The organism is Pseudomonas sp. GW822-FHT04C11 (assembly GCF_058800905.1).
The window spans coordinates 117103-136575 of sequence record NZ_JBXAMS010000019.1; the positions used below are offsets into that span (position 1 = coordinate 117103).

General features: G+C 57.3%; 19 protein-coding genes and 1 pseudogene. 12 read left to right on the forward strand and 8 right to left on the reverse strand.

Annotated features, from left to right (window positions below; all coding sequences use genetic code 11):
- The first annotated feature begins 40 nt into the window (after nt 1-40).
- Both AC1RJ3_RS25510 and AC1RJ3_RS25515 read left to right on the forward strand, forming a co-directional pair.
- Nucleotides 41-570, forward strand: a pseudogene (locus tag AC1RJ3_RS25510) (nuclear transport factor 2 family protein).
- Between the two features lie 305 nt (nt 571-875).
- Nucleotides 876-1208, forward strand: a complete 333-nt coding sequence (locus tag AC1RJ3_RS25515; RefSeq protein WP_347927316.1) for a hypothetical protein — start codon at nt 876-878, stop codon at nt 1206-1208.
- 31 nt (nt 1209-1239) lie between these two features.
- On the opposite strand, the gene AC1RJ3_RS25520 is transcribed toward AC1RJ3_RS25515, so the two are convergent.
- On the reverse strand, nt 1240-1707 hold the full coding sequence (locus tag AC1RJ3_RS25520; RefSeq protein WP_347927317.1) for a GNAT family N-acetyltransferase: 468 nt from the start codon (nt 1705-1707) through the stop codon (nt 1240-1242).
- Nucleotides 1708-2199: 492 nt separating this feature from the next.
- Here AC1RJ3_RS25520 and AC1RJ3_RS25525 point away from each other — a divergent pair, with 492 nt between their 5' ends.
- Nucleotides 2200-2700: an Hcp family type VI secretion system effector gene (locus AC1RJ3_RS25525; protein WP_493081207.1), complete on the forward strand. Its 501-nt coding sequence runs from the start codon at nt 2200-2202 to the stop codon at nt 2698-2700.
- A complete protein-coding gene (locus tag AC1RJ3_RS25530) occupies nt 2693-3397 on the forward strand; it encodes a DUF4225 domain-containing protein (RefSeq protein ID WP_493081209.1) in 705 nt (234 codons plus the stop codon). Before AC1RJ3_RS25525 ends, AC1RJ3_RS25530 begins: the two co-directional genes overlap by 8 nt.
- 15 nt (nt 3398-3412) lie before the next feature.
- Here the strand turns inward: AC1RJ3_RS25530 and AC1RJ3_RS25535 are convergent, their stop codons facing one another.
- From AC1RJ3_RS25535 to AC1RJ3_RS25555, 5 genes are all read right to left on the reverse strand, one after another.
- The gene (locus tag AC1RJ3_RS25535) at nt 3413-3892 is read right to left on the reverse strand and encodes a hypothetical protein (RefSeq protein ID WP_489112371.1); all 480 of its coding nucleotides are present in this window, start codon (nt 3890-3892) and stop codon (nt 3413-3415) included.
- 37 nt (nt 3893-3929) lie between these two features.
- A complete protein-coding gene (locus AC1RJ3_RS25540) occupies nt 3930-4478 on the reverse strand; it encodes a cupin domain-containing protein (RefSeq protein ID WP_054598121.1) in 549 nt (182 codons plus the stop codon).
- 205 nt (nt 4479-4683) lie between these two features.
- Nucleotides 4684-5964: an NAD(P)/FAD-dependent oxidoreductase gene (locus AC1RJ3_RS25545; protein WP_493081211.1), complete on the reverse strand. Its 1281-nt coding sequence runs from the start codon at nt 5962-5964 to the stop codon at nt 4684-4686.
- A 55-nt stretch (nt 5965-6019) separates the two neighbouring features.
- Nucleotides 6020-7510 (reverse strand): aldehyde dehydrogenase, encoded by a 1491-nt coding sequence (locus AC1RJ3_RS25550; protein ID WP_493081213.1) that lies wholly within the window; start codon nt 7508-7510, stop codon nt 6020-6022.
- Between the two features lie 206 nt (nt 7511-7716).
- On the reverse strand, nt 7717-9093 hold the full coding sequence (locus AC1RJ3_RS25555) for a glutamine synthetase family protein (RefSeq protein WP_054598123.1): 1377 nt from the start codon (nt 9091-9093) through the stop codon (nt 7717-7719).
- Nucleotides 9094-9374: 281 nt separating this feature from the next.
- On the opposite strand from AC1RJ3_RS25555, the gene AC1RJ3_RS25560 reads away from it, so the two are divergent.
- From AC1RJ3_RS25560 to AC1RJ3_RS25575, 4 genes are all read left to right on the forward strand, one after another.
- Nucleotides 9375-10136 carry a gamma-glutamyl-gamma-aminobutyrate hydrolase family protein gene (locus tag AC1RJ3_RS25560; protein ID WP_054598124.1) on the forward strand — a complete coding sequence of 254 codons (762 nt, stop codon included), beginning with the start codon at nt 9375-9377 and terminating at the stop codon, nt 10134-10136.
- A gap of 334 nt (nt 10137-10470) precedes the next feature.
- The gene (locus AC1RJ3_RS25565; RefSeq protein ID WP_054598125.1) at nt 10471-11613 is read left to right on the forward strand and encodes an ABC transporter ATP-binding protein; all 1143 of its coding nucleotides are present in this window, start codon (nt 10471-10473) and stop codon (nt 11611-11613) included.
- A 29-nt stretch (nt 11614-11642) separates the two neighbouring features.
- A complete protein-coding gene (locus AC1RJ3_RS25570; RefSeq protein WP_162174759.1) occupies nt 11643-12524 on the forward strand; it encodes an ABC transporter permease subunit in 882 nt (293 codons plus the stop codon).
- Complete coding sequence (locus AC1RJ3_RS25575; RefSeq protein WP_103320239.1) at nt 12521-13420, forward strand: ABC transporter permease subunit; 900 nt, start codon at nt 12521-12523, stop codon at nt 13418-13420. The genes AC1RJ3_RS25570 and AC1RJ3_RS25575 overlap by 4 nt, the downstream gene beginning before the upstream one ends.
- Nucleotides 13421-13607: 187 nt before the next feature.
- Here the strand turns inward: AC1RJ3_RS25575 and AC1RJ3_RS25580 are convergent, their stop codons facing one another.
- Nucleotides 13608-14996, reverse strand: coding sequence for an aminotransferase-like domain-containing protein (locus AC1RJ3_RS25580; protein ID WP_054598127.1), 1389 nt, complete (start codon nt 14994-14996; stop codon nt 13608-13610).
- 352 nt (nt 14997-15348) lie between these two features.
- Between AC1RJ3_RS25580 and AC1RJ3_RS25585 the strand changes: the two genes are divergently transcribed.
- Genes AC1RJ3_RS25585 through glyA form a run of 3 tightly spaced genes read left to right on the forward strand, consistent with a single transcriptional unit; the run spans nt 15349 to nt 17971 of the window.
- Nucleotides 15349-16554, forward strand: a complete 1206-nt coding sequence (locus tag AC1RJ3_RS25585; RefSeq protein ID WP_493081217.1) for a benzoate/H(+) symporter BenE family transporter — start codon at nt 15349-15351, stop codon at nt 16552-16554.
- Between the two features lie 44 nt (nt 16555-16598).
- Complete coding sequence (locus AC1RJ3_RS25590) at nt 16599-16721, forward strand: hypothetical protein (protein WP_256583741.1); 123 nt, start codon at nt 16599-16601, stop codon at nt 16719-16721.
- A gap of 11 nt (nt 16722-16732) precedes the next feature.
- A complete protein-coding gene (gene glyA / locus AC1RJ3_RS25595; protein ID WP_054598129.1) occupies nt 16733-17971 on the forward strand; it encodes a serine hydroxymethyltransferase in 1239 nt (412 codons plus the stop codon).
- A 257-nt stretch (nt 17972-18228) separates the two neighbouring features.
- Here glyA and AC1RJ3_RS25600 read toward each other — a convergent pair whose 3' ends face one another.
- The gene (locus tag AC1RJ3_RS25600) at nt 18229-18444 is read right to left on the reverse strand and encodes a TOBE domain-containing protein (RefSeq protein ID WP_054598130.1); all 216 of its coding nucleotides are present in this window, start codon (nt 18442-18444) and stop codon (nt 18229-18231) included.
- A gap of 205 nt (nt 18445-18649) precedes the next feature.
- Here AC1RJ3_RS25600 and AC1RJ3_RS25605 point away from each other — a divergent pair, with 205 nt between their 5' ends.
- A complete protein-coding gene (locus AC1RJ3_RS25605) occupies nt 18650-19471 on the forward strand; it encodes an aldo/keto reductase (protein ID WP_054598131.1) in 822 nt (273 codons plus the stop codon).
- The last annotated feature ends 2 nt before the right edge of the window (nt 19472-19473 follow it).

Consider the following 19473-nt stretch of genomic DNA (forward strand, 5'->3'; position numbering starts at 1 on the left):
TACCCACATTAACTTCATCGACTTTCAGGACGTCTCCAAGATGCCGACCACCGCTCGTTCGATTGAGAAATACATCCTTGCCAAGGACGGAAACCGACCAGACCTCCTGCGGCAATGCTTCACTCCCGACGCAACCCTTGAGATGGTTGTGCGTACAGGCGTCATTTCATTCCCCCCCATGTCAACGGCCGGGCAGGCATCGCGGACATATTAGTGCGCCGCTTTGGCCAGTGTTATGAGAACGTTTATACTTTCTGCCTCGGCGAGCCACCAAAGACAGAGGCCACCGTACATACCTGCAAATGGTTGGTGGGGATGTCGGTTAAAGAAACTGGCGAACTGCGCGTAGGCTGCGGAGAATATCACTGGCGGTTCCTGCAAACATCAGGGCTTGCATCGCATCTACGCATCACGATCGAACACATGCAAGCCTGCACAGCACAGGACTTGGAGTCAGTAATGAATTGGCTGCAGAGCCTCAATTATCCGTGGTGTCTCTCCAGCGATATGATTGATACAGCGCCGCATATCAGCAACATTGATCAAATCGTTGAATACCTTAAAACCTGAATATTGAGACATCCAGCCAGCACAACTAACGTGATTAGATGGAGGCCCGCCGATGCGGCAGCAGCTCAGTGCCTCTGGATGAACACCTCGGTTTTCCAGCGCAGCTTTCAGGCGGCCCGCACGATCCCTCGCCGCATCGTGCGTAGTTGCCTTATCGGCATACCCGACCTCACATCAGGTCGAACGTAACGACTCCGGCCTGTGACGACCGGCAACAGTCAACCCGATATGGCGGTCCACAATGCCTCACCAATTGGGCCGCTGAGAGGCCGCTCTTAATGTGGGTGTACAGTTAAAGACACCCGTTGGTGACGCCTGGTCGGAAACTGTTCTCGGTCAGTGGAGAGACATCGAAACCCGAAGGCTTCCGCACCATTGAGGCGGCCAAACCGATCCACTTAGTGCTGCAGGGCTGGGCCAGCGGCAACCGCACCTGCAAGATCGATTTCGTCAGTGAGTTCATCCCAGGTGCCCGCTATGTGATCAAGGTCGGCATCGCCGACGGCCCTAATGATTTCGGCACCTGCCAAGTCAGCATCTTTGATTTGGATTCCGGGGCCCGACGCCTTCAGGCCAGGCAGTCATCGCCAAAGGCCAACGGCTGTACTCTGGATCAATTGCAGTTGCCGACGCATTGAGTCACGACTAATGGGAACCCCCTTTTGTTCTCTACAAAAGCCCCTTCACCATAGGAACACAAGCTAACTGAAGCCCAGAGGGCGAATAGTAAATAGCAGGTTCGTCACCCACGAAACCGCAGCGCCGGTAAAAATCAGCCGCGTTCAACGTAGCGTCCAGATTGACTTCTTTCAGCCCCAGATCCCGTGCCAAGCATTCCAGGTGGTTCAGGACTTTCATGCCGATGCCTTGCTGCATAAAACCCGGAAGCACAAAGATCGCGCCAATTTCGCCGCTCTCCAGATCAAGCATTCCCGTCGCCACCGGTTCTCCTTGAACACAGCCCAGATAAAAGTGTTTTTCCATCAGGTCGCTGTACCCGTCCTCGGCTGATCCTGCCGTCCAGGCCAGCATTTGCTCCGCGGTATAGGCGCCGATGCACTGGTGCCGTATCGCTTGAAGGCGAATGTCGAAGGCTGTTTGGGAATCGCTTGGCGTAGCGCGTCTGATCTCGAACATTTCATTCTCCGTTAGCCATCGGTGGACGGAGAACTAAAAAGCCCCGTCCATTTCTGGCGGGGCCTTGGGTAATTACGTCAAATCCTACGAACGCATGACCTCACGGCCCGCCAGAGGCGGTCATGGAGGAGCACATCATGTTCATGCGGCGTGTGTAGGTCATGGGTTGATAGTGTTTGGGGTGATCCGGCTTGTCAATCTCGGAGCGGAGTTACGAAACTTCTGCGTCCGGCTCAGGTGGTTTGAAAACGTTCGGGTTCGAAAGCAGCCACTGTCACCTGTCCCTTTAACTTGCTGAAGAACACATGACTAAACAAGTACACCCCCTATGTGCATGTAGGCATCTTCATCTCCAGATTTCTCGTTTTGCTGTACGAAAATTCTGAATCTTCTCAGCCCACCTAGCCACAACAACAAGAACCAAAACTTCCCCGATAGAGCAACTGTTACGCTCGGAACAGAGTGTTCAGCTGACTAAAAGGAGTGACACCTATGGCCAATCACGGTTACATGAGCATTACCGGCAAACGCCAAGGTTTGATTTCCGCCGGGTGTTCCGGTCTAAGCGCCATCGGTAATAAATGTCAAACTGATCATGAAGACGAAATCATGATTTTGGCTTACTCGCACAACATGATTACGGGTAATGACGGTGGAGGTTCAGGCGGTCGCGGCAAGCACCTGCCTATCATGATTACCAAGAACATTGATAAATCATCGCCACTGTTGGCCAGTGCGCTTCATGAGCGAGAAGAGGTGGAGTGCACTATCCATTTTTATCGAACATCACCCGCGGGCGGCCAGGATAAATATTACTCAATACGACTCACGGGGGCGAAAATTGCCCACATCACCCTTCAAGTACCTCACTCCACATATAGGAGCGATGCCCAACCGCAAGAATTAGTATCCATTCGTTATCGCGATATCAGTTGGACGCACATTCAGGCGGGCACGTGTGCTTATAGTACTTGGGGAAACGAGGATGAGTGATGACATCTGTGACATTCACGACGTGACCAAAGCTGCGTCCGATCTTGTTGCGTTCGGGTGTTCTATCGGTGCTACGCAGCTGTACAATAGTTTTTTTCAGCTTCAATTTAGCTCGATTGTTTCTTCTTATGCTGATGAAATTATCCAAGCGGTTGATGAAGGTATCATCAGCGCACGGGAGGGATTACAAGAAATCAGAGAGGAGTATGCCGAGTTATCGTCCAAGGTGCTTTTTTATGCTCAAAACGGCGCGGGGATGGTGGCGGGAGCCATGCAGATGGAGGCTGGCGCCAGCATTTTAGGGAGCACAAGAGGTTTGGCCGTAGTACCCGGAATACCTTTAATCGCGCATGGATTCAATAACATCTATGAAGGCGCAGGCAATATCTACAATGGCCCTGGCGCACCCGGGGTGGTAGGGCCTGTTCGAGAGTTTTATCAGGACCGGCTTGGAAGCATTTACGAGGGTAATATGGCCTACTACTCCATGGACGTGTACTTATCTATAAACGGCTTATCAAAGCTTGTTCGAAAGCCCGGCTCGATGCAGTTATTCAACCACGACCCTATCAACTATGAAATGGCCTACAAACAAATGGGGAGGCTCGCTTTGGCTTTCGAAGCGTTAGTCGACGCCATGACAATCAAAACAATGATAAACGAGAGCAACGTAACAACTGAAAATAAGCAACCATGAGTGCGAAAAACTCAATCATCGCCTACGCCGCGACCGCCCAGCATAAAAACTCAAGAAGACCAAGATCAACATAAAAACAAGGAACACAACTGCTGCAACCAGCAAATAAGGCGAACCCTCTAAAAACTCAATTTTTTTCACCTGTGGCATAAAAATCATGGTCCCAGTTATGGCTCCAATGACCATGCCAATCCAAGAACCACGCAAACTAATATACTTCTCATCCATCATCCCGCCAAGCCACACATTACGCAGTCTAGGAATATAAAAACGCAAGCCAAAAAAGCTAATAACTACATATGTAGCAATGTAGGCTCCGCGCAAATAGACACCCTCCAAAGGCACTACTTGCTTTACCCCACCAACAATTATTAGCGTATACAGCCCTGCCGAGCCGAAGATAAGCGAGCCTATCCAAATATAATAGCGAGCATTGCTAAAATTCATAAATACATGATCCATCACGGCTACAATATTTGAAAACATTATAGCCATGCATCAGATCATTGAAAGCGCTGAATCATCTGCTTAATTAAAAATTCGCCGGCGTATTCGCACTAATGATCTCCGCCTCATCCGCCCCAATATTCCGAAACCGGTGCGGTAGTGTGGTCGGAAAGTAATACCCATCCCCGGCATTCAACACACTGATCTGCCCATCCACGGTCAGCTCAACCGTGCCACGGGTAACGAGCCCACACTCCTCCCCTTCCACATGCACAATCGGCTCTTCGCCAGAACTGGCACCCGGTGCGTATTGCTCGCGCAACAGACGCATCTGCCGACTCGGCACCGACGCGCCGATCAGCAAAAGACGCAGGCCATCACGGCCCAGGTCGGGCTGCTCGTTGGCGCGGAAGACGTATTTGTGCTCTTGGGGCGGTTGATCGAAGGTGAAGAAGTCCGCCAAAGACATGGGGATGCTTTCGAGGAGCTTTTTCAGGGAGCTGACAGAAGGACTGACTCGATTCTGTTCGATCAGGGAGATGGTGGCATTGGTGACGCCGCTACGCCGGGCCAGCTCGCGCTGGGACAGTTTGTAGCTTTCGCGTACTAATTTGAGTCGAGAACCCGTATCCATGACAGCCTTATGTGAGAACGACTTAAGGGTAATGGGGGTGGGTGACGGGTGGGCGCGGTGGCCGCGTATCACGCCGTTCCCCTGTCCCGGAACCGTGAAAGGCGGCTATTAAATCACGTTTGCTGATGTTGCTCAGCAGGTTCGATAAACGGCTGATAAAAAAGCCGGCGGCCCCATTTTGCGGTGGCCGCCGGCGAGGTGCAACCTAGATACCGAAACGGTCACGCAGTGCGTAGTACGCGGCGCCCATGGCGGTGAGCGGGGCCTGGAAGGTGCGGCCGCCGAACATGGGCATGTGCGGCAGGGAGGCGAACGCGTCGAAGCGTTCGGCATCGCCGCGGATCATTTCCGAGATCAGTTTGCCAGCCAGGTGCGAGCAGGTGACGCCGTGGCCGCTGTAGCCCTGCATGTAGTAGGCGTTTTTCTCGATGCGACCGAATTGCGGCATGCGTGACATGGTCAGCAGGAAGTTGCCGGTCCAGCGGTAGTCGATCTTCACGTCCTTCAATTGCGGAAAAGTCTTGAGGATTTTCGGGCGGATCAGTTGCTCGATGTCGTCCGGTTCGCGGGCGCCGTAGACCACGCCGCCACCGTACAGCAGACGGTTGTCGGCGGTCAGGCGGTAGTAATCAAGCAGGTAGTTGCAGTCTTCGACGCAGTAGTTGTTGCTGATCAGGCTCTTGGCGACTTTGGCCGACAAGGGCTCGGTGACGACGATTTGCGAACCGCAAGGCATGCTCTTGCGGGTGACGCGGTTGTCGAGGTCCTGAGGCAAGTAGGCGTTACCGGCGATCAGCAGGTATTTGGCCCGCACCACGCCTTTAGCGGTGCGCACGGTGATCGGCTCGCCGTAGGTGATTTCCACCGCCGCCGATTGCTCGTAGATCTTGCCGCCCAGGCCGATGATGGCCGCGGCTTCACCGAGGGCCAGGTTCAGCGGGTGGATGTGGCCGCCCTGCATGTCCAGCAGCCCGCCGACGTAGTTGTCGCAACCGACTTCGCGCTTGAGCTCGGCCGCGTCGAGCATCCTCAGGTTCTTGTTGCCGTAGCGCTCCCAGCTACGTTTCTGCTCGGCCAGGCCTTTGAGCTGCTTCTTGTTCAGCGCCGCGAAAATGCCGCCGGGCTTGTAGTCGCACTTGATGTCGTACTGCTTGATGCGCGAACGGATGATGTCCGCGCCCTCAAAGATCATGCTGCCCAGCACTTCGGCAGTCTTGTCGCCGTAACGCTCTTCGATGACATCGACGTCGCGGCTGTAGGAGTTGACCAGTTGACCGCCGTTGCGACCGCTGGCGCCGTAGCCGACCTTGGCGGCTTCGAGCACGGTGACGCTGTAGCCCGCTTCACTGAGGAACAGGGCCGACGACAAACCAGTGTAGCCCGCGCCGATGACGCAGACATCGCACTCGACCAGCTCTTCGAGCACCGGAAAATCGATGGTCTCGTTGCGGGTTGCGGCGTAGTAGCTGTTTACATGTTTTTGCATGATTGAGTTCCCGAACGGCCGCAGGCACTTGCCTGCGACCGCCGCTGTAGAAGTGTTAGAGCTTGATCCAGGTCGCTTTGAGTTCGGTGTATTTATCGAACGCATGCAGCGATTTGTCCCGACCGTTACCCGACTGCTTGAACCCGCCAAACGGCGCGGTCATGTCGCCGCCGTCGTACTGGTTGACCCAGACGCTGCCGGCGCGCAAGCCGCGAGCGAAGGTGTGCGCCTTGCTCAGGTTGCTGGTCCAGACGCCGGCGGCCAGACCGAAGATGCTGTCGTTGGCAATCGCCAGCGCTTCCTCGGCGGTGTCGAAGGTGATCAGCGACAGCACCGGGCCGAAGATCTCTTCCCGGGCGATGGTCATGGCGTTGGTCACGCCGTCGAAAATCGCCGGTTCCACGTACAGGCCGCCGGTGTCTTCAAGGGCGCGCTTGCCGCCCGCGATCAGTTGGGCGCCCTGCTCTTTGCCGATGCTGATGTAGCGCAGCACGTTGTCCAGTTGGCGTTGATCGACGACCGCACCGACGGTGGTTTCCGGATCGAGGGCATGCCCCGGTTTCCAGGCTTGCAGTGCTTCCACCAGCAGCGGGATGAACTGCTCGCGAATCGAACGTTCCACCAGCAAACGCGAACCGGCGGTGCAGACTTCACCCTGATTGAAGGCAATCGCACTGGCCGCAGCTGTAGCTGCCGCGCGCAGATCCGGGGCGTCGGCAAACACCACGTTCGGACTTTTGCCGCCGGCTTCCAGCCAGACGCGTTTCATGTTGCTTTGCCCGGCGTAAATCAGCAGTTGCTTGGCAATCGCCGTCGAGCCGGTGAAGGCCAGCACGTCGACGTCCATGTGCAGCGCCAGCGCCTTGCCGACGGTGTGACCGAAGCCCGGCAGCACGTTGAACACGCCTTTCGGGATGCCCGCGTCGAGCGCCAGTTGAGCGATGCGGATTGCCGTCAGTGGCGACTTTTCCGAAGGCTTGAGGATGAACGAGTTACCCGCCGCGAGGGCCGGTGCGAACTTCCAGCTGGCCATGATCAACGGGAAGTTCCACGGCACGATGGCCGCGACTACGCCCGACGGTTCACGAGTGACCAAGCCCAACTGATCGTGCGGCGTCGCTGCAACTTCGTCGTAGATCTTGTCGATCGCCTCGGCGCTCCAGCGGATCGCGTTGGCGGTCGCTGGAATGTCGATGGCCATGGAGTCGCTGATCGGCTTGCCCATGTCGAGGGTTTCCAGCAGCGCCAGTTCTTCCTGGTTCGCCAGAATCAGATCGGCGAAACGAATCAGGATGCGCTTGCGTTCTGCCGGGGCCAGCTTGGCCCAGACACCGGAGTCGAACGCCCGGCGTGCGACCTGCACCGCCACATTCGCGTCGGCTTCGTCGGTACTGGCGACGTTCGCCAGGAAGCGGCCGTCCACCGGGCTCACGCATTCAAAGGTGTCGCGACTGAGTGCCGAGCAGTAGTGGCCGTCAATGAATGCCCGACCTTCGATTGTTAAGGACTGGAAGTGTTGCTCCCAGCCGCTGCGAGTAATTGCCATTGAAGTGACTCAACGCGGAGGAATAGGTGATCGTCGGACCGATTGCCTTGTAGGAGCAAAGCTTGCTCGCGATGAGGCCATCACATTCAATATTGATGGCGACTGATCCACCGCTATCGCGAGCAAGCTCAGCTCCTACAGGGGATTCGCGGTGCACACATGTTTTGTGTACACCCCCTCATCCTTAGCCGACGGGTGTTTGGCCGTCAGACCGTATGCAGATACCAGTTGTACTCAAGGTCCGAAATGGAGTTCTCGAACTCGGCCAGCTCGCTTTCCTTGCACGCCACAAACACGTCGATGTACAGCGGGTCGATGTACCTGGCCATGACTTCGCTGTCGTCCAGTTCGCGAAGTGCATCGCGCAGGTTGTTCGGCAGGCTCTGTTCGTTCTGCTCGTAGCTGTTGCCCTCGACCGGTGGGCCCGGCTCGATTTCGTTGGTCAGGCCATGGTGAATACCGGCCAGCACCGAGGCCATCAGCAAGTACGGGTTGGCGTCAGCGCCGGCCACCCGGTGCTCGATCCGCACGGCGTCTGCAGAACCGGTGGGTACACGGACCGCAACGGTGCGGTTGTCGATGCCCCAGCTTGGCGAGTTCGGCACGTAGAACTGGGCGCCGAAACGACGGTACGAGTTGACGTTCGGGCAAAGGAAGGCCATCTGCGCCGGCAGGGTCTCGAGCACACCGCCGATTGCGTGACGTAGTGCGGCGTTCTGCTCGGGATCCTCGCTGGCAAAGATGTTGTTGCCTTCTTTGTCGAGAATCGAAATGTGCACGTGCAGACCGTTGCCCGCCTGGCCCGGATACGGCTTGGCCATGAAGGTGGTGTCCATTTCATGGTCGTAGGCGATGTTCTTCACCAGACGCTTGAGCAACACCGCGTAATCGCAAGCCTTGATCGGGTCGGAGACGTGGTGCAGGTTCACTTCGAACTGCGCCGGGGCGCTTTCCTTGACGATGGCGTCAGCCGGGATGCCCTGCTCTTTCGCGCCTTCAAGGATGTCTTGCAGGCAGTCGACGTATTCGTCGAGGTCGTCGATCAGGTACACCTGGGTCGACATCGGACGCTTGCCGGAAACCGGTGAGCGTGGCGACTGCGGACGTCCGTTCACGTTGTCCTGGTCGATCAGGTAGAACTCGAGTTCGAACGCGGCGCAGATGGTCAGGCCCATCTCGTCGAACTTGCGCACCACATTGGCCAGCACTTCACGCGGGTCGGCAAAGAACGGCTCGCCTTCGAGTTCGTGCATGGTCATCAACAGTTGCGCGGTGGGGCGCTTCTGCCAAGGCTCGATGCTCAGGGTGCCGGGAATCGGGTAGCAGATTCGGTCGGAGTCGCCGATGTCCAGGCCCAGGCCGGTGCTTTCCACCGTGGAACCATTGATGTCCAGAGCGAACAGTGACGCCGGCAGATTGATGCCTTTTTCGTAAACCTTATGAAGACTGGTGCGCTCGATGCGCTTGCCGCGCACCACACCGTTCATATCCGCAATCAGAAGGTCGACGTACAAAACCTCAGGATATTTCTTAAGGAATGCGTTTGCTTCGTTGAGTTGAACGGCACGCAGAGGGACCGACATGATGCACCTATTAGCTGTTAATTATTATGTTCACCGCACTTTCACGAGCCCAGTCAATCCGAAAGGCAAAGTGAAGTCAATAGCGAACGAAGCGCCTTTAACGTTGAATTTATTGGCCGACTCAGCCACTCATCGGCCTCTTTAGCGCCTAAAACCCGCGCCAGCCCGGATTCCCGACCGTTTTTGCGTTTAGAATTTTTTACATGAGAGTTGTTAATTAAAATCAACGAGGCTAAGCTCCGGAAAAGCTCGTTCAAGTGTGAAACTTCGAGGTGATAAAAATGGCACTCAAGCCATTGATCGGCGTTACTGCGTGCGTCAAACAGATTGGCCTGCACCCCTACCATGTTAGCGGCGACAAGTACTTGCGTGCTGTCAGCGTCGCGGCTCTGGGGCTGCCGGTGGTCATTCCTTCCTTAGGCGAACTAACCGAGATTGATGAGCTGCTCGCGCATCTCGACGGCTTGTTGCTGACCGGTTCGCCGTCGAATGTGGAGCCCTTCCACTATCAAGGCCCCGCCAGCGCACCCGGCACGGATCACGATCCTGCCCGGGACAGCACCACCCTTCCCTTATTGCGTGCAGCGATTGCCGCCGGTGTTCCGGTACTCGGTATTTGTCGCGGCTTTCAGGAAATGAACGTGGCGTTCGGTGGCAGCTTGCATCAGAAGGTCCACGAATTGCCCGGCATGCTTGATCACCGGGAAGCAGATCATCCGGACCTGGCGGTGCAGTACGCACCGGCTCATGCGGTCAGCGTGCAACCGGGCGGTGTGTTCCAAGCGCTGGAATTGCCGCCGGTGTTCCAGGTCAATTCGATTCACAGCCAAGGCATCGACCGACTGGCCCCCGGCCTGCGCGCCGAAGCCATCGCTCCCGATGGCCTGATCGAAGCGATTTCCGTAGAGCACAGCAAGGCCTTCGCCCTCGGCGTGCAATGGCACCCGGAATGGCAGGTCCTGGCCAACCCTCCCTACTTGAGTATTTTCCAGGCGTTTGGCGACGCATGTCGGCAACGGGCGGCGCTGCGTAATACGCGCTGACTGAACACTCGATTAATCCATTTACTGCCCACGTGAGTCGGGCGGGCGCGCCCTTGCGCATCCGTGACTCACGAAAACGACACACCGCAATAACAACAAGTACGACCAGGCAGCCAGGACGGCGGCGCCGAATTAGCCCGACCGACACGGGTAACCCTTGTAGGAGCCGAGCTTGCTCGCGATGAGGCCCTGACAGTCGACATCAACGCTGACTGGCAGGCCGCCATCGCGAGCAAGCTCGGCTCCTACAAGGGCCGTACCCGGTGCGGGTTCGCAATCAACTATTAAGTCAGGCCGTATTGGCCCGACGACTGACACCTGTTGGGAGTTTCACATGGCAAACGCCTCCAGCATTTACAGGAAGGCTCTAGAAGGTAATCAGCAACCGAAAAAGGTTCTGGTGAGAGTCGACCGCGTAACCAAGAAATTTGACGAAACCATTGCCGTAGACGATGTGTCCCTGGACATCCACCAAGGCGAAATCTTCGCCATGCTCGGTGGTTCGGGTTCCGGCAAATCGACACTCCTGCGCATGCTGGCAGGCTTTGAGCGACCGACCGAAGGGCGGATCTACCTCGATGGCGTGGACATCACCGATATGCCGCCGTACGAGCGGCCAATCAACATGATGTTCCAGTCCTACGCGCTGTTCCCGCACATGACCGTGGCGCAGAACATTGCCTTCGGTCTGAAGCAGGACCGTCTGCCCGCCAGTGAAATCGAAGCCCGCGTCGAAGAAATGCTCAAGCTGGTGCACATGACCCAGTACGCCAAGCGCAAGCCGCATCAACTCTCCGGTGGTCAGCGTCAGCGTGTGGCACTGGCTCGTTCGCTGGCCAAGCGCCCGAAACTGCTACTGCTCGACGAGCCGATGGGCGCGCTGGACAAAAAGCTGCGTTCGCAGATGCAACTCGAATTGGTGGAAATCATCGAACGCGTCGGCGTGACCTGCGTGATGGTGACTCACGACCAAGAAGAGGCCATGACCATGGCCCAACGCATCGCGATCATGCACCTGGGCTGGATCGCGCAGATCGGTAGTCCGGTCGACATTTATGAAGCGCCGGTCAGCCGCATGGTCTGCGAATTCATCGGCAACGTGAACGCCTTCGACGGCACCGTAGTGGAAGACCTGGAAGGTCACGCGATCATTCACAGCCCGGACCTCGAACAGAAGATCTACGTCGGTCACGGCGTGAGTACGTCGGTGCAGGACAAGTCGATCACCTACGCCATCCGCCCGGAAAAAATGCTGGTCAGCACCCTCAAACCCGATACCCGTTACAACTGGTCCCAGGGCAAGGTTCACGACATCGCTTACCTCGGCGGACACTCGGTGTTTTACGTCGAGCTGCCTGGCGGCAAGATCGTGCAGTCGTTCATGGCCAACGCCGAACGCCGCGGCACACGCCCGACATGGGACGATCAGGTCTACGTCTGGTGGGAAGACGACAGCGGCGTGGTACTGCGCGCATGAACACTCTCACTCAGCAGTTTCAGCGGTTTTTGCCGAGCGGCCGTAAAGTCGTGATCGGTATTCCATTCCTGTGGCTGTGCCTGTTCTTCATGCTGCCGTTTTTCCTGGTGATGAAGATCAGTTTTTCTGAAGCAGCCCTGGCCATCCCACCCTACTCCGAGATCTACAGCTTCGCTGAGCAGAAATTCCAGCTGCTGTTGAACCTCGGCAACTACGCCATGCTGGGCGACGATGAGCTGTACATCTCGGCTTATCTGGGCTCCTTGAAAATGGCCGCCCTCAGCACGGCGATGTGCCTGGTGATCGGTTTCCCGATGGCCTACGCCATTTCCAAGGCCAGCAAGGAAGCGCAGAACGTCTTGCTGCTGCTGATCATGATGCCGACCTGGACGGCGATCCTGATCCGCGTGTATGCGTGGATGGGCATCCTCAGCAACAACGGTTTGCTCAATGCCTTCTTGCTCTGGACCGGGCTGATTTCAGAGCCGATCGAAATCCTCAACACCAACACCGCGGTCTATATCGGCGTGGTGTATGCGTACCTGCCGTTCATGGTGCTGCCGCTGTACGCCAACCTCGTCAAGCATGACGGCAGTCTGCTGGAAGCCGCATCGGACCTGGGTTCAAGCAACTTCAACAACTTCTGGAAAATCACCGTCCCGCTGGCCAGGAACGGCATCATCGCAGGCTGCATGCTGGTGTTCATTCCGGTGGTCGGTGAGTTCGTGATTCCGGAGCTGCTCGGCGGCCCGGAAACCCTGATGATTGGTCGCGTGCTGTGGCAGGAGTTCTTCAACAACCGTGACTGGCCGGTGGCGTCCGCGTTGGCGGTGGTGATGCTGGCGATCCTGATTGTGCCGATCATCCTGTTCAACCGTAGCCAAGCCAAAGAGATGGAGGGACGGGCATGAACCGTTTCGGATTTTCAAGAATGATGCTGGTGCTCGGCCTGCTGTTCATCTATATGCCGATGCTGATCCTGGTGATCTACTCGTTCAACGCCTCCAAACTGGTGACGGTCTGGGGCGGCTGGTCAGTGAAATGGTACGTCGGCCTGCTGGACAACACTCAACTGATGGGCTCGGTAGTGCGCTCGCTGGAAATTGCCTGCTACACCTCGATTGCGGCGGTTGCGCTGGGGACGCTGGCGGCTTTCGTGCTGACCCGCGTCACCCGCTTCAAGGGCCGCACGCTGTTCGGCGGCCTGGTCACTGCACCATTGGTGATGCCGGAAGTGATCACCGGCCTGTCGTTGTTGCTGCTGTTCGTGGCCATGGCGCAGATGATCGGCTGGCCGCAGGAACGCGGCATCGTCACCATCTGGATCGCCCACACCACGTTCTGCGCCGCTTATGTAGCAGTGGTGGTATCGGCGCGCTTGCGTGAGCTGGACCTGTCCATCGAAGAGGCCGCGATGGACCTCGGTGCCCGGCCATTGAAGGTGTTCTTCCTGATCACCATTCCAATGATCGCGCCGTCGCTGGCAGCAGGCGGCATGATGTCGTTCGCCCTGTCGCTGGACGATCTGGTGCTGGCGAGCTTCGTCTCCGGGCCGGGTTCCACGACCTTGCCGATGGAAGTGTTCTCGGCTGTGCGTCTGGGCGTGAAACCCGAGATCAACGCCGTGGCCAGCCTGATTCTGCTGGCGGTATCGATCGTGACCTTCATGGTCTGGTACTTCAGCCGCAAGGCCGAAGCCACTCGCAAGCGTGCGATCCAGGAAGCCATGGATCAGACCGCCAGCGAATCCTGGAAGCAACCGGCTTCACAACGACCTGCTACCCAACAGATCGGTGCGACGGCTTAACGCCGTCGCGTTTCACCGCGACAGCGCTGAATAGATAACGGTGCGCCTTCGGGCGTGTCACGCAATTCCGTTCACGCAGCGCCTTACCACCGCCGCAGTTACACGAACGGCCTCACCTGGCTCCTCGGTTAAGGTGATTTTGGGCGCCCTCGGGCGCCCTTTTTGCTTCCAGGCCGCCCTCGTGATCTCAGTAGTAACGTCGCGGGTCGGAATCGATCAGGCTGGTCAGCTTGGTCAGGGCGAAGCGCAATTCGTCCTGGCTGGTGGGCGACATCAGCACCACCCGCACGCAGCGGGTAATCCCGGAACGTTCGGCCTGAAATTGCGTGCCACTGAGCACCAGCACTCCGTGAGTCCGAGCCAGCATGGCGAACTCGTCGCTGGTCCATGGCTCAGGCAGCGTCAACCAGACGTGGTAGGAATACGGCTGGGTCTTGAGCTCGAAATTGGCAAATATTTCCTGGGCAATCGCTTGCCGCCCGGCGGCTTCGTTGCGCTGGATGCGGATCAGGTTTTTGTCGAGGCCTTCGGTAATCACATTGCTGGCCAATTGCGCGGTCAGCGGCGACGGCATCCAGACGCTGCTGCGCACCATCGAGGTCAGGCGCGAGAGCAATTTGGGCGGGCTATAGAGATAGCCGATGCGTAGCGCCGGCATCACCGATTTCGACAGACTGGTCAGGTACACCGAACGATCCGGCGCAAACGCCGACAACGGCTTGATCGACGGATCGGTGGCGAGGAAGCCGTAGATGTCATCGTCCAGGATGATGAAGTCGAACTCTTCGGCCAGTGCCGCAATTTGTGCTCGGCGTTTTTGCGACATGATCGCCGCCGTCGGGTTCTGGCAGGTCGCGACGCAAACCAGCATCGCTGGCCTCTCGCGCAGGCACAGTTCGCGCAGCGCTTCGGGAATGATCCCTTCATCGTCCATCGGCACGCCACGCAGGCGGCGCTCAAGACCATGAGCCAGGGAAATGATGCCGGGGTAGCAAAGTTCTTCGCAGAGCACCAGGTCACCGGCGTTGGTCAGGGCGCTCATCGCGACCATCAAGCCATGCTGGGCACCGGCGGTGATCACCACTTGCTGCCATTGCGCATCGGGCAACGAATGGCGCAACCACTGCGCACCCGCTTCGCGATGAGCCGGGTGACCGCCGTCCGGCGCGTAATCCAGGGTACGGGCGAAGTCGGTGCTCTTGGCCATGCCCACCAACGCACCGCGCAACCAGTATTCCAGGGTTTCGCTGCTGGGCTTGATGATCGACAGATCGAGTAATTCGGATTGCCCCAGGTTCAGCGACGCGGCGCTGTTGCCGGCTGGCAGTTCCAGTTGCTTTTGATTGAGCACATACGTGCCCCGCCCCACTTCCCCCTGCACCAGACGACGTCGATGGGCTTCGCTGTAGGCCCGACTGATGGTGCCCGGCGTGACATTCAAGGTGGTGGCCAGCTCCCGCAGGGTCGGCAGACGATCACCTTCGCTCAGCACGCCGCTGCTGATATCGCGCGCCAACGCATCGGCAATCGACAAATACATCGGCTGGCTGAACTCGCTTAGCTGGGGAACCCACATGAATGTTCACTGCCCATCGTAGAAATGATGAATATCCGAGCATATCACATGGAGGTTAGGCAACTAATCAATCGACTCAATCAGTAAATTGAGTCGATTGACTCAACAATTGAATCGGTATGCATCGCAACCTGAAGATATTTTTTAGAGTATTAATATGCTTACAAATCAATCAATTAAATAACATTCGACCAAAAAACAGGCACTGATAGCAAGAAAACATCTCATAACAGTCTCACCACCCATTGAATCAACTCAATTTAATCAAATACACTCATCTATAATCGAATCAATCGACTCAATCCTCCCCACCTGATCACTGCGCGACTCTGCCGCGCCAAATCGAGACATCATGGACACACTCAAAAAGGATCTATCCCTGTCAGCGGTCATTGCGGGCTTCATCGCGGTGATCATTTCCTATGCCGGCCCTTTGATCATCGTGTTTCAGGCAGCCAAGGAAGCCCATCTGCCCAACGACGTGGTGTCTTCGTGGATCTGGGCCATTTCCATCGGCAGCGGCATTACCGGCCTGTTCCTGAGCTGGCGCCTGCGGATTCCGGTAATCACCGCGTGGTCGACGCCGGGTGCGGCATTGCTGGTATCGATGTTGCCCACCGTTACCCTGCCCCAGGCCATCGGTGCCTATGTCGTGGCGTCGGTAATCATCGCCGTGGTCGGTTTGTCCGGTGCGTTCGACAAACTGATGAGTCGCCTGCCCAAAGCCATCGCTGCCGCCATGCTCGCGGGTATTCTGTTTCGCTTCGGCGCAGAGCTGTTCACCTCGATCAAGCTGCAACCGGCGTTGGTGCTGTCGATGATCGCGACCTATCTGATCTTCAAACGCTTTTCGCCGCGCTACGCGATTCTCTCGGTGCTGATTATCGGTTGCGCCGTGGCCGCCTCGTTCGGTGAACTCAACAGCAGTTCGATCACCATCGCCGTGGCCCACCCGATCTTCATCGCCCCCGAGTGGAGCTGGCACGCAATCATCAACATCGGTCTGCCACTGGCTCTGGTGACCCTGACCGGCCAGCATGTCCCCGGCATGGCGGTGTTGCGCACTTCGGGCTACAACACCCCGGCGCGCTCGATCATTTCGGTCACCGCGATTGGCTCGATTCTGATGGCCCCGTTCGGCTCCCACGGCTTTAACCTAGCAGCGATTACGGCGGCGATCTGCACCGGCCGCGAAGCCCACGAAGACCGCGACAAACGCTACGTCGCCGGGATTGCCTGCGGGGTGTTCTACATTCTGATGGGCACCTTTGGCGCGACCCTGGCCTCGGTGTTTTCTGCCCTGCCTAAAGAGTTGATTGCCTCCCTCGCCGGCCTGGCCTTGTTCGGTGCAATCAGCGCCGGGTTGACCGGCGCCATGGCGGACGAGAAGCAACGTGAAGCGGCGCTGATCACCTTCCTGGTCACCGCCTCGGGCATGAGTTTCCTCGGTTTGGCCGCCGCTTTCTGGGGTTTGATCTTCGGTCTCGCGGCGCACTTCGTACTGACTTACACCCGGGAAAGCAAAGCCGCCGTCATCGCCGAGGGCAGCCGACCATAACCGCTCGCTACGACTTCATTGTGGTCGGTGGTGGCATCGCCAGCGTGATCCTGATCACCGGCAGCGGCCTGAAAGACACCTCCATTTTTCTATCTGACTCGACCAAAGGCCAATCACGGATGCAGCCGCATCACGCGCTGGCACCGCTGGCCGAAGCGCTTACCTAAGGAATCACACCATGAGCCTGCAGAATTTCGACCCCACCATTGCCCGCTTGATCGACCGCGAACGCAACCGCCAGGAAACCCACCTGGAGCTGATCGCCTCAGAAAACTATGTCAGCGAAGAAGTGCTCCAGGCACAGGGTTCGGTGCTCACCAACAAATATGCCGAAGGCTATCCGGGTAAGCGCTACTACGGCGGCTGCAAGGTCGTCGACGAGATTGAAAACCTGGCCATCGAGCGCGCCCGCAAACTGTTCAATTGTGAATACGTCAACGTCCAACCGCATTCCGGGTCCCAAGCCAACCAAGCAGTGTTTCTGGCAGTGCTCGAACCCGGCGACACGATTTTGGGGATGTCCCTGGCTCATGGCGGGCACTTGACCCATGGCGCGTCAGTGAATTTTTCCGGCAAGTTCTACAAGGCATTTTCCTATGGACTGGAGAAGGAAACGGAGACCCTCGACTACGCCGCAATGGAAGCGCTGGCCCGGGAGCACCGGCCGAAGATGATCATTGCCGGGGCCTCGGCGTATTCCCGAACCATTGATTTCCAGCGCTTTCGCAATATCTGCGATGAAATCGGCGCTTACCTGATGGTCGACATGGCGCACTACGCGGGGCTGATTGCGGCGGACGTATACCCGTCACCGGTCGGCATCGCCGACTTCATCACATCCACCACGCACAAAACCTTGCGTGGCCCGCGCGGCGGTCTGATCCTGGCCAAAGCGCAATACGCTGCGCTGCTGGACAAGACGATTTTCCCGGTTTACCAAGGTGGGCCGCTGATGCACGTCATCGCGGCCAAGGCAGTGGCGTTCAACGAAGCCCTTGGCGATGGGTTCAAGCATTACCAGCAACGGGTGATCAACAACGCCCGGACCATGGCCGACATCCTGACCCGTCGTGGTTTGCGCGTGGTGTCCGGTGGCACCGACTGCCACATGTTCCTGCTCGATCTGCGCTCGATGAACATCACCGGCAAAGATGCCGAAGCGCTGCTGGAAAGCGCCCACATCACGCTAAACAAAAACGCGATTCCCGACGACCCGCAGAAACCGGCAATCACCAGCGGCATCCGCATTGGCACGCCAGCACTGACGACCCGGGGCTTTGGCGAGGCTGAGTGCGCTGAAGTGGCGAACCTGATCGCCGACCTGCTGGAACAACCGAACAACGCGGCGCTGCTGGATAACATCCGGCGCAGGGTGATGCACTTGTGTGAGTGTTTTCCGGTGTATCTGCTGAGTTGATTGCTGGAAGAGTAGACCGAATAGGGAGACTTTAAAAACCGAATGGCGCATTTGGCGCTCCAATGAGGGCAATGACGTCCGCTTAGAAATAAGTGGACGTCATTGCCTTTATCGCTATTGGCGTTTGGTGCAGGTAGATGACTTGGCCGGATGCTTACAATAGTTTCACGAGTATCTGAGTACAGAGAACAAATGTGGGGGCTTTTGAGAGTTCTGTGGGGGAGCGTGACGCTGAACTCGAAGCTGCCGCCCCCGCGTCAGAGCTTGGCGATCGAGACCTCGGTGGATTTGACGAACGCGATGACCTCGCTGCCCACCACCAACTCGAGATCGCGAATCGAACGCGTGGTAATCACCGAAGTGACAATCCCGGAAGCGGTTTGTACATCGACTTCAGAGACCACCGGCCCTTCCAGGATTTCCTTGACGATGCCTTTGAACTGATTGCGGACGTTGATTGCTTTGATGGTCATGGCTAGGCTTCCTGTCGAAATGGCTACATGAGCACGGCTGTGCATGGCCTTAAAATGCACTTGATTGAACAAAGAACAAAGGAATAAATAACTAGATATTTATTCCTTTTAAATATATGCAATGGATGGCGTCGAGTGTGCGATAGAACCTCTTGGCTTCGCTGCGGCCCAATTTCTATTCATCAAGTCTCGTCTGGAGGTTGTGATGCGTACACTTGAACTGGCTGGGGTGCCCGTCCCTGTCATTGGTCAGGGCACTTGGCGCATGGGTGAAGATCCGCAACAACGAACCCGTGAAATCGCTGCATTGCGCACCGGCATCGAGCTGGGAATGACCTTGATCGACACCGCAGAAATGTATGCCGAGGGCGGCGCAGAGGAAGTGGTTGGCAAAGCCATTACCGGTGTTCGCGATCAGGTGTTTCTGGTCAGCAAGGTCTACCCGCACAACGCCAGCCAACGCGGTATTCCTCTGGCCTGCGAACGCAGCTTGCGCCGTTTGGGAACCGACTACATCGATCTGTATTTGCTGCACTGGCGCGGCCAGTTCCCGCTCGCAGAGACCGTCGATGCGTTCGAACGCCTGCGCGACGACGGCAAGATTGGCCGTTGGGGCGTGTCCAATTTCGATCTGGCGGACCTGCATGAACTGGGCCCTGGAACCTGCGCGACCAATCAGGTGCTCTACAACCTTGAGGAGCGCGGCATCGAATTCGACCTGCTGCCCTGGTGCCAGCAACAGCGCATGCCGTTAATGGCATATTGTCCGATTGCCCAGGCCGGGGGCCTTCTGGTCGAGCCGGCACTGAAGCAGATCGCCGCACGCCATAACGTCACTGCGGCCCAGGTGTCACTGGCCTGGATTCTGCGTCAGGACGGCGTGATTGCCATCCCAAAAGCGGTACACCCAGAACACGTGCGGTTGAACGCTGCCGCCGGCGAACTGAAGCTCGATGATGAAGATCTTCAGGCATTGGATCGAGCGTTTGGCGCGCCCACTCGCAAACATCCGCTGGCGATGGTCTGAGG

What these genes read in the sequence shown, in the direction of transcription:
- AC1RJ3_RS25520 (WP_347927317.1), bottom strand. Translation starts at nt 1,707, where the DNA reads ATGTTCGAGATCAGACGCGCTACGCCAAGCGATTCCCAAACAGCCTTC.
- AC1RJ3_RS25525 (WP_493081207.1), top strand. Translation starts at nt 2,200, where the DNA reads ATGGCCAATCACGGTTACATGAGCATTACCGGCAAACGCCAAGGTTTG.
- AC1RJ3_RS25530 (WP_493081209.1), top strand. Translation starts at nt 2,693, where the DNA reads ATGAGTGATGACATCTGTGACATTCACGACGTGACCAAAGCTGCGTCC.
- AC1RJ3_RS25535 (WP_489112371.1), bottom strand. Translation starts at nt 3,892, where the DNA reads ATGGCTATAATGTTTTCAAATATTGTAGCCGTGATGGATCATGTATTT.
- AC1RJ3_RS25540 (WP_054598121.1), bottom strand. Translation starts at nt 4,478, where the DNA reads ATGGATACGGGTTCTCGACTCAAATTAGTACGCGAAAGCTACAAACTG.
- AC1RJ3_RS25545 (WP_493081211.1), bottom strand. Translation starts at nt 5,964, where the DNA reads ATGCAAAAACATGTAAACAGCTACTACGCCGCAACCCGCAACGAGACC.
- AC1RJ3_RS25550 (WP_493081213.1), bottom strand. Translation starts at nt 7,510, where the DNA reads ATGGCAATTACTCGCAGCGGCTGGGAGCAACACTTCCAGTCCTTAACA.
- AC1RJ3_RS25555 (WP_054598123.1), bottom strand. Translation starts at nt 9,093, where the DNA reads ATGTCGGTCCCTCTGCGTGCCGTTCAACTCAACGAAGCAAACGCATTC.
- AC1RJ3_RS25560 (WP_054598124.1), top strand. Translation starts at nt 9,375, where the DNA reads ATGGCACTCAAGCCATTGATCGGCGTTACTGCGTGCGTCAAACAGATT.
- AC1RJ3_RS25565 (WP_054598125.1), top strand. Translation starts at nt 10,471, where the DNA reads ATGGCAAACGCCTCCAGCATTTACAGGAAGGCTCTAGAAGGTAATCAG.
- AC1RJ3_RS25575 (WP_103320239.1), top strand. Translation starts at nt 12,521, where the DNA reads ATGAACCGTTTCGGATTTTCAAGAATGATGCTGGTGCTCGGCCTGCTG.
- AC1RJ3_RS25580 (WP_054598127.1), bottom strand. Translation starts at nt 14,996, where the DNA reads ATGTGGGTTCCCCAGCTAAGCGAGTTCAGCCAGCCGATGTATTTGTCG.
- AC1RJ3_RS25585 (WP_493081217.1), top strand. Translation starts at nt 15,349, where the DNA reads ATGGACACACTCAAAAAGGATCTATCCCTGTCAGCGGTCATTGCGGGC.
- glyA (WP_054598129.1), top strand. Translation starts at nt 16,733, where the DNA reads ATGAGCCTGCAGAATTTCGACCCCACCATTGCCCGCTTGATCGACCGC.
- AC1RJ3_RS25600 (WP_054598130.1), bottom strand. Translation starts at nt 18,444, where the DNA reads ATGACCATCAAAGCAATCAACGTCCGCAATCAGTTCAAAGGCATCGTC.
- AC1RJ3_RS25605 (WP_054598131.1), top strand. Translation starts at nt 18,650, where the DNA reads ATGCGTACACTTGAACTGGCTGGGGTGCCCGTCCCTGTCATTGGTCAG.